This is a genomic window from Frankia canadensis (assembly GCF_900197875.1).
In the GTDB taxonomy this organism is placed as follows: Bacteria; Actinomycetota; Actinomycetes; order Frankiales; family Frankiaceae; genus Frankia; species Frankia canadensis.
Map to the genome: position 1 here is coordinate 1 of NZ_FZMO01000233.1, position 5,795 is coordinate 5,795.

The following is a 5,795-nucleotide window of genomic DNA, read 5'->3' on the forward strand; positions in this document are numbered from 1 at the left end:
GAACATCCGGGGCATGACCCGCTCGGCACGGGGCACGATCGTCGAGCCCGGTCGGCGACGGTGGGGACAGCCCGGCCTGGTCGCGCCGGCGCGCACCCTACCGGCCGCCCGCGAGCCTGCGGGCCGCGCCGAGCGCCGCCGTGGTGCCCTACGCGGAGCTGCACTGCCACTCCGCGTTCAGCTTCCTCGACGGCGCGAGCCAGCCGGAGGATCTCGTCGAGGAGGCGGTGCGGCTCGGGCTGTCGGCGCTCGCCCTCACCGATCACGACGGGCTCTACGGCGTCGTCCGGTTCGCGGAGGCGGCCCGGGAGGTGGGGTTGCCGACCGCGTTCGGCGCGGAGATCTCGCTCGGCGCGCCCGAGGCCCGTGCGGGGGAGCCCGATCCGGGCGGCGACCATCTGCTCGTCCTCGCCCGGGACCCCGAGGGCTACCGGCGGCTGTCCCGTGTGCTGTCCGACGCTCATCTTGCCGGGGGCGAGAAGGGCCGGCTGGTGGCCGGGATCGAGCAGTGCGCCCAGGCGGCCGGCGGGCACTGGCAGATCCTCACCGGATGCCGCAAGGGCCCGGTGCCCCGGGCGCTGGCCCGCGGCGGGCCGGCCGCGGCCGGGGCGGCCCTCGCCGACCTGGTGGAGCTGTTCGGCCGGGACAACGTGGCAGTGGAGATCACCGACCATGCCCACCCGCTGGACGCGGACCGGGGCGACGCCCTCGCCGAGCTGGCCCGCGCCGCGCGGCTGCCCCTGGTGGCCACCGGCAACGTCCACTACGCCGGGCCCGGCGCGGCCCGGCTCGCGGCGACGATGGCCGCGGTGCGGGCGCGGCGCAGCCTGGAGGAGATGGACGGCTGGCTGCCGGCCGCCGCCGGCGCGCACCTGCGGTCGGGGGCCGAGATGGCGGACCGCTTCGCCCGGTTCCCCGGGGCGGTGGAGCGGGCGGCCAGCCTCGGCGCGGCCTGCGCCTTCGACCTGCAGCTGGTCGCGCCGCGGCTGCCTGACTTCCCCGTCCCCCCGGGGCACACCGAGGCGAGCTGGCTGCGGCTGCTCACCATGCAGGGCGCGGCGCGCCGCTACGGCCCGGCCGGGCAGGAACGGGTGGTCGGCGCCTACGACCAGCTCGCCCACGAGCTGGCACTGATCGAGCAGCTTGGGTTCCCGGGGTACTTCCTGATCGTCCACGACATCGTCGAGTTCTGCCGCCGGCACCGGATCCTCTGCCAGGGGCGGGGATCGGCGGCGAACTCGGCCGTCTGCTATGCCCTGGGCATCACCGGTGTCGACGCGGTCTCCTTCGGCCTGCTGTTCGAGCGGTTCCTCGCCCCGGAGCGGGACGGCCCACCCGACATCGACCTGGACATCGAGTCCGGCCGCCGGGAGGAGGTGATCCAGTACGTCTACCGCCGCTACGGACGGGACCGGGCCGCCCAGGTGGCGAACGTGATCACCTACCGGCCGCGGTCCGCGGTCCGGGACGTGGCCCGGGCGCTGGGATTCTCCCCGGGCCAGCAGGACGCCTGGTCCAAGCAGCTCGACCGGTGGTCGCGGCCCGGCGCCGGGGCCTCCGACGGCGCGGGCGGACCCGAGCACGACATCCCGTCCGCGGTGACCCGGCTGTCCGACCAGCTGCTGGGGTTCCCCCGCCACCTGGGCATCCACTCCGGCGGCATGGTGATCTGCGACCGGCCGGTCGGGGAGGTGGTGCCCGTGGAATGGGCCCGGATGCCCGGCCGCACGGTGATCCAGTGGGACAAGGACGACTGCGCGGCCGCCGGCCTGGTGAAGTTCGACCTGCTTGGCCTCGGCATGCTCGAGATGCTGCACCGGGCGTTCGACCTCATCCTCGACCACCACGGGCGTGACCTCGATCTGTCGACGATCCCCCCGGAGGACCCGGCCGTCTACGACATGCTGTGCGCGGCCGACTCCATCGGGGTGTTCCAGGTGGAGAGCCGCGCCCAGATGGCGACGCTGCCCCGGCTGCGGCCCCGGCGCTTCTACGACCTGGTGATCGAAGTGGCGCTGATCCGTCCCGGTCCGATCCAGGGCGGCTCGGTCCACCCCTACCTCCGCCGCCGCAACGGGACGGAGGAGGTGACCTACCCGCATCCGCTGCTGCGCCGGTCGCTGGCGAAGACCCTGGGCGTCCCGCTGTTCCAGGAGCAGCTCATGCAGATGGCGATCGACATCGCCGGCTTCTCGGCGGCCGAGGCCGACGAGCTGCGCCGGGCGATGGGGGCCAAGCGGTCCGCCGAGCGCATCGAACGGCTGCGCGAGCGGCTCTACACCGGCATGGCGGCCAGCGGCATCACCGGCGCGCTGGCCGACGACCTGTTCACCAAGCTGTCCGCCTTCGCGAACTTCGGCTTCCCCGAGAGCCACTCGGTGAGCTTCGCCTTCCTCGTCTACGCCAGCTCCTGGATCAAGCTCTACTATCCGGCGGCGTTCTGCGCGGCGCTGCTGGGCGCGCAGCCGATGGGCTTCTACTCCCCGCAGAGCCTGGTCGCCGACGCCCGCCGGCACGGCGTCGAGGTGCTGCGGCCGGACGTCAACGCCTCCGGCGTCGGGGCGATCCTCGTCGGGGACGAGCCGCGGGTGCGGCTGGGGCTTGCCGGAGTCCGGCGGGTGGGCGACGGTCTCGCCCGCCGCGTCGTCGACGCGCGGGCGGCCGGCGGCCCCTTCGCGGACATGGCCGATCTCGTCCGCCGGGTCGGCCTGTCCGTCGACCAGGTCGAGGCCCTGGCCACCGCGGGCGCGTTCGACTGCTTCGGGGTGACCCGCCGTGAGGCGCTGTGGGCCGCGGGCGCGGTGGCGCAGGCCCGGCCGGACCGCCTCGACGGGATGGTCTTCGGCGCCGACGTCACCGCGGTCGCGCCCTACCTGCCGGAGATGACCGAGGTGGAGGAGTCCGCGGCCGACCTGTGGGCGACGGGCATCACCACCGAGGGGTACCCCACCCGCTTCCTGCGGGAGCGGCTCGACGCCCGCGGGGTCACCACCGCCGCCGGACTGCGCGACGCCGACGCGGGGCGGCGGGTGCTGGTGGCCGGGATCGTCACCCATCGTCAGCGGCCGGCGACCGCCGGAGGCACCACATTCGTCAACCTGGAGGACGAGACGGGGCTGGTGAACGTGATCTGTTCCCCCGGCCTGTGGGCCCGCCACCGGGTGGTGGCCCGGACGGCGACCGCCCTGGTCGTGCGGGGGCGCATCGAGCGGGCCGACGGGGTGACCAATGTGATCGCCGAACGGCTGTGGCCGCTGTCGGTCGCCGCCCCGAACCGGTCCCGGGACTTTCGATAAGCGGAGCGCCAGATGTTGCACGCAGCGTAGTTATCATTCACTATCGGTTATCTCTTGGGGTGCTGCGGGTGACGAAGCAGGAGATCATCGATGTTGTTGACTGGTTCCGCGATCCGCCACCGCGGGCGACGCCGCGCCGTAGCGTCCGCCGTGGCACGCCCGGCGAGAGCGGCGTATCACAACACCGTGGTAGTGCGGCTGCTGGGCCTCTCGGCCGGCGGGCTCGCCGTCGGTGTCGTCATCGGACTCGTCGTGGGGCGCTGACCGGCGGGCGCGAGCCAGCGGGCGGACCAGCCCGCCCAGCGGCGAACCACACACAGGAGGAGCCGACGCGGATGGACGGTCATGTCGTCGACACCGACCTGCGCCGCGCCGCGGTCTGGCCGGGCCTGCGGGCGGTGCTGCCCGCGCCGGACCCACGCGCGGTGATCATCGACGCCGGCGGGGGCAGCGGCGGGTTCGCCGTCCCGATCGCCGCGGCCGGCCATGCGGTGACCGTCGTCGACCCCTCGCCGGACGCGCTCGCGGCCCTGCGGCGGCGGGCGGCGGAGCGGGGGCTCGCCGAGCGGATCACGGCGGTGCAGGGCGACCTGGGCGACCTGGTGGGTCTCGTCGGCGCCGGGCGGGCGCAGGTGCTGCTGTGCCACTCCGTCCTGGAGGTCGTGGACGATCCGCCGAGCGCCCTGGCGGAGGCGTTGCGGGTGCTGCGGCCCGGCGGGGCGCTCAGCCTCGTCGTGCCCGGCGCCGCCGCCGCGGTGGTGCGCCACGCCGTCGCCGGGCGCGTGGACGAGGCGCTCGCGGCGCTGCTCGACGAGGGCCCGCGCCCGCGCGGGGTGCCGCGGCGGTACTCCACGGCCGGAATCGCGACACTCGTGCGCGCGGCGGGGGCCGAGGTGCTCGAGGTGCATGGGGTGCGGATCTTCGCCGATCTCGTCCCGGCCGAGCGGCGAGCCGATCCGGGCGCGGCCGAACGGCTGCTGCGCCTCGAGCTCGCGGCCGCCCGGCATCCGGCCCTGCGTGACCTCGCGGCCCAGCTGCATGTGCTCGCCCGCCGACCGGGGCCGGGGCCGGCCCCACCGTCGCTGTCGGCGTCGTCGAGCCTGCCGTCGTCGGTCCTGTCGTCGTCGGCGCCGGCCGGGGGGAGCGGTGCGGGTGGGCGCTGACAGCACGATCCTGCACGTCGACATGGACGCCTTCTTCGCCTCGGTGGAGCTGCGCCGCCGCCCGGAGCTGCGCGGCCGGCCGGTGATCGTGGCCGGCGGGGAGCGGGGCGTCGTGCTGTCGGCGACCTACGAGGCCCGCGCCTATGGCGTGCGCAGCGCGATGCCGATGGGCCGCGCCCGCCGGCTGTGTCCGGCCGCGGTGGTGGTCCCGCCCGATCACGCCGCCTACCGGGCGGCGTCGGTGGAGATCATGCGCCTCTTCCAGGACGTGACACCGCTGGTCGCCCCGCTGTCGGTGGACGAGGCGTTCCTCGACGTCGCGGGAGCCCGGGGGTTGTTCGGCCCGCCGGCGCGGATCGCGGTGAACCTGCGCCGCCGGGTCGCGAGCGAACAGCACCTCACCTGCTCGGTCGGGGTCGCCCCGTCGATGTTCGTCGCCAAGATCGCGTCGACGCGGTGCAAACCGGACGGGCTCGCGGTCATCGCCCCGGACGCGGTCCTGTCCTTCCTGCACCCGCTGCCGGCGGGGGCGCTGTGGGGGGTCGGCCCGCGGGCCCAGACGGTGCTGGAGCGCCTCGGCCTGCGCACGATCGGCGACATCGCCGCCACCCCGGTGGACACGCTGCGCCATGCCCTGGGGGAGGCCGCCGGAACCCACCTGCACCGGCTGTCCTGGGGGATCGACGAGCGGCGGGTGGATCCCGGCCACCAGGACGTCACGATCGGCGCAGAACGGACCTTCCCCACCGACGTGCGCGATCCTGCGGTGCTGGCCCGGGAGCTGCTGCGGCTGTCCGGGCGGGTGGCCGCCACGCTGCGCCGGCGGCGTCGCAGGGCCCGGACCGTCTCGGTGAAGGTACGCTACGGCGACTTCCGGACCCTCACCCGCGCCCGAACGCTGCGGGACGCCACCGACGTCTCCCAGGCGATCTACACCGCCGCCGTCGGGCTGGTCGCCGACCTCGGCCTGCTGCCCGCGAGGGCGGGCGTGGACAGCGACGTCGGTATGAGGCCGGATACGCACGACGGCCACGGCCACGGCCACGGCCACGTCGACGGTGGCAGCGGCAGCGGCAGCGGTGGCAGCGGCGGCGGTGGCAGCGGTGTCGGTGTGGCGGCGGTGCGGCTGGTCGGGGTGCGGGTCGGCAATCTGCAGGATGCCGGCAGCGGCGGGCGTCAGCTGCTGCTCGGGGAGCGGCCCGACGGCTGGGCGGAGGTGGACCGGGCGTCCGACCGGGCTCAGGCGCGCTACGGCGCGGCGGCGGTCGGCCCGGCGAGTCTGCTCGGGCGGCCCACGGCGAACCGTTCGTCCGAACGACCCGGGGCGGGCGGGAAC

General features: G+C 75.4%; 3 protein-coding genes. All 3 read left to right on the forward strand.

The features are described 5' to 3' along the window. Nucleotides 1-140 precede the first annotated feature (140 nt). A complete protein-coding gene (locus C1A33_RS18630) occupies nt 141-3,296 on the forward strand; it encodes an error-prone DNA polymerase (RefSeq protein ID WP_279354656.1) in 3,156 nt (1,051 codons plus the stop codon). A gap of 335 nt (nt 3,297-3,631) precedes the next feature. After that, the gene (locus C1A33_RS18635) at nt 3,632-4,459 is read left to right on the forward strand and encodes a methyltransferase domain-containing protein (RefSeq protein WP_101832748.1); all 828 of its coding nucleotides are present in this window, start codon (nt 3,632-3,634) and stop codon (nt 4,457-4,459) included. Then, a partial coding sequence (gene dinB / locus C1A33_RS18640; RefSeq protein ID WP_101832749.1) for a DNA polymerase IV occupies nt 4,449-5,795 on the forward strand: 1,347 nt, incomplete at its 3' end. The genes C1A33_RS18635 and dinB, both read left to right, overlap by 11 nt.